The 3,962-nt window shown below is 64.6% G+C and carries 2 protein-coding genes; both read right to left on the bottom strand.

The window, feature by feature from the left end; genetic code table 11:
- A partial coding sequence (locus tag AC16XC_RS07365; RefSeq protein WP_484034003.1) for a putative bifunctional diguanylate cyclase/phosphodiesterase occupies positions 1-2,351 on the bottom strand: 2,351 nt, incomplete at its 3' end.
- A gap of 69 nt (positions 2,352-2,420) precedes the next feature.
- Positions 2,421-3,962, bottom strand: a 1,542-nt coding sequence (gene glmS, locus AC16XC_RS07360; RefSeq protein ID WP_484034002.1) for a glutamine--fructose-6-phosphate transaminase (isomerizing), incomplete at its 5' end; no start/stop codon positions are given.

The following is a 3,962-nucleotide window of genomic DNA, read 5'->3' as shown; positions in this document are numbered from 1 at the left end:
GCGCCGCGGCGCTGGCCCGGATGGCGGAACAGGGCGAGCGCCTCTTCCAGTTCCATCGGTCTGCCGAAATAGTAGCCCTGGATCTTGTCGCAGCCGAGTTCGGCGATCAGTTTCGCCTCCTCCTCGGTTTCGACGCCTTCGGCGGTGGTCGACATGTCCAGGCTTGACGCCATCGCCACGACCGCGCGGATAATGGCGAGGCTTTCGGCGCTGTTCTGGGCGGCACCACGGACGAAGGTGCGATCCACCTTGATGGTCGAAAAGCGGATATTGCGGAGATATCCGAGCGAGGAATAGCCGGTCCCGAAATCGTCGAGCGCCACGCCGCAGCCGAGCGCCATGATCCCCTCGAGCGAGGTGCGGGCGGTCGATCCGTCGCGGACGAAGATGCTCTCGGTCACCTCGATCTCAAGCCGGTGGGCCGGAAGCCCGCTCATGCTCAAGGCCTTTACGATCGTCTTCGAGAAATGCGGGTCGAGCAGTTGCTCGCCCGAGACGTTTACCGCCACCTTGACGTGTTCGGGCCAGCGCATCGCGGCCATGCAGGCCTCCTGCAGCACCCATTCGCCGATTGGCACGATCAGGCGCGTGTCCTCGGCCAACGGGATGAACTTGGCCGGGCTGACCTGGCCGTGTTCCGGGCTGTTCCAGCGCAGCAGGGCCTCGAAGCTGACAACCTGTTCGTTCCGCGTATCGACGACCGGCTGGTAATTGAGGTGAAGTTCGCCCCGTTCGAGCGCGCGCCGCAAGGACAGTTCGAGCTGGCGGCGCTCTTCCGCGTCCGAATGGAGCGAGGGTTCGTAGGTACAATGGGCCGAACCCCCTTCGTCCTTCGCCCGATAGAGCGCGAGATCGGCATTGCGCATCAGGGTCTCGACCGTCTGGCCATCGCGCGGCCCGATCGCCGAACCGACACTGGCCCCGACATAGAGGGTGTGATGTTCGACTTCGTAGGGCAGCGAGAGGTTCTCGATGATCGATTCGGCGACCCGCTCGACCCGCGCACGGTCCGACGCATCGCGAACGACGATCGCGAATTCGTCGCCGCCCAGCCGGCCGCACAATTCGTTCTCGCTCATCAGGCTCTTCAGGCGGGCTGCGACCTGGGTCAGCAGCGCATCGCCCACCTGGTGACCGAGCGAATCGTTGACTGCCTTGAAACGGTCGAGATCGATCATCAGGAAGGCGCAGCGGGTGCGCCACTGGTCGGCATAACGCATGGCTTCGCCCAGGGCCTCGGTCAGCATCAGCCGGTTGGGCAGGCCCGACAGCGTGTCGTAACGGGCGAGATAGGCGATCTTCTCGTCGCTTTCGCGCTTGTCGGTGACATCCGAGCCGACCCCGCGATAGCCGTGGAACTGACCGTTCTCGTCCATCATCGGGGTGCCGGAAATTTCCCACCAGCGCTTCTCGTTCTGGATCGTCACCTGGACGAGCAGGTTGGAGAAGTTCTCGCGGCGCTTCAGCCGTTCGGCAAGATCGTGCAGGCTGGGCGGAAACTGGCCGGTCTCCCACCCCGCTCCGGCGATCAGCTGGATAAACGGCTTGCCTTCGATTTCCCGCGCATCCGTGCCGAGTGCAAAGGCAAAGCGCGGGCTGGCCGAACGGACCCGGCGGGCGGTGTCGATCTGCCACAGCCAGTCGGCCTCGTTTTCCTCGAATTCGCGCAACAGCAGCGAAACGACCTCGTTCTGCTCGGCCACGCCGAATTCGGCGATCCGCGCGGAGAGATAGGTGCGGGCGCTGCGCACGGCACCGCCAGCCGCCAGCGCGCAGAAGGATACGGCCAGCGCGGCATAGTCGTAGCGGCCGACCAGGCCGAAGCTGGTTGCCGCGGCGATGGCCGAGACCGCCGCGAAAGCCAGCGTGGCGACCGGAGTCGCATTGAAGGCCAGCGCAGTGCCGGCAATCAGCATGGCGTTGACGCCCCAGAATGCGATCTGGTCGATCGGCTGGCCATAGGGCACGAACAGATAGAACGGCACAGCCCAGACGACCCCGACCATGGCCGAGCTCAGCGCATGCTTGTGATACTCCGCCCTGGTCATTGGGCGCCGCTCGACATCGCACAGCGAGTCATCGACCCGCGAGGCCGAGTAGAGTGCGAAAATCAGCGGGAAGACCCAGGCGCCGAGCAGCCAGTAGGGCACATCGCCCCAGAAGATGCTGAAGGTGATCACCAGCGCGATCGCGTGCGCAAGGAAGCGGGAGAGCGACATCGTCTCGATCCGCGAATATTGCAGCGCGCGCAACCGCACCCAACTGCCCTGTTCGGGCTGGGTCAGGCCGATCACGGCAAGGTTGCCGATTTGCAGCGGCAGCTGCGGAAGGTCGGAATGGGCGTCCGTCACCAGCGCGCGATAGCGGGAAAATGGTTAGGACCGGGTAAATCCCGGCCCCGAAATCCCGCAATATCGCTGCTACTCGACCGTTACCGATTTCGCGAGATTGCGCGGCTGGTCGACATCCGTGCCCTTCACCACCGCGACGTGATAGGCGAGCAATTGCACCGGAATCGCGTAGACCAGCGGCGCGATCAGCGGATGGACCCTGGGCATCTCGATCGTCGCCATGCAGCCTTCGCCGGCTTCGGCAATGCCTTGCGCATCGGAAATGAGCACGATCTTGCCGCCCCGCGCGCGCACTTCCTGCATGTTCGAAACGGTCTTCTCGAACAGCGGCCCGGAAGGCGCCAGCACGATCACCGGGACCGCTTCGTCGATCAGCGCGATCGGCCCGTGCTTCATCTCACCTGCCGCGTAACCTTCAGCGTGTATATAACTGATTTCTTTTAGTTTTAGTGCACCCTCAAGGGCCAGCGGGAAGTCCTGCCCTCGGCCCAGGTAAAGCACGTCGCGCGCCGGGGCGATAAGGTGCGCCATCGCGGCAATTTCCGCATCGTGAGCAAGCGCTGCATTGAGGCTGGCGGGCGCTTCGAGCAGGTGTTCGACCACCTGTTCTTCCTCGGCCCGGTCCATCCTGCCCTTGGTCACGGCCATGCGGGCTGCGAACGCTGCAAGCACCGCCAGCTGGCAGGTAAAGGCCTTGGTCGAGGCGACCCCGATCTCGGGGCCGGCATGGGTCGGCAGGAGCAGGTCGGCCTCGCGCGCCATCGAACTGGTCGGCACATTCACGACCACGGCGATAATCTGGCCTTCGGCCCGGCAATGCCTCAAGGCCGCGAGCGTGTCGGCGGTTTCGCCCGATTGCGAGATGAACAGGGCGAGCCCGCCTCGCTCCAGCACCGGCTCGCGGTAGCGGAACTCGCTCGCGAAATCCAAGTCGACCGGAACCCGCGCAAAGCGCTCGAACCAGTATTTCGCGACCATCCCGGCATAATAGCTCGTGCCGCAGGCGACGATGGTGATGCGTTCGATCTTGGCGAGGTCGAAATCGAGCTGCGGCAGCGCCACGGCGCGTTCGAGCTGGCGGATATAGGAGCGCAGCGTCTGTGCCACCACCACCGGCTGCTCGAAGATCTCCTTCTGCATGTAATGGTGGTAATTGCCCTTCTCGATCTCGACTGCCGCGGCGCCTGAATTGACGATCTCGCGCGCGACCGGGTTGTTGTCCTTGTCGAAAATGTCCGCGCCCGCATGGGAGATGACCACCCAGTCGCCTTCCTCGAGATAGGCGATCCGCTGGGTCAGCGGCGCCAGCGCCAGCGCATCGGAACCGAGATAGGTCTCGCCCTCCCCGTATCCGACCACCAGCGGCGAACCGAGCCGCGCGCCGACCAGCAGGTCGGGAAAGCTGCGGAACGCGATCGCCAGCGCGAACGCGCCGCGCAGGCGGGGGAGCACTTCGGCGACGGCCTGCTGCGGATCCTTGCCGGCCTCGATCCCTTCCGAGACGAGGTGGGCGACGACTTCGGTATCGGTCTCGCTGGCGAAGGTCCGGCCACGTGCGATCAGCTCTTCGCGCAACGGCCGGAAATTCTCGATGATCCCGTTATGCACCAG

Source organism: Candidatus Andeanibacterium sp. (assembly GCF_057143545.1).
This window is presented reverse-complemented; position numbering and strand designations above follow the sequence as displayed.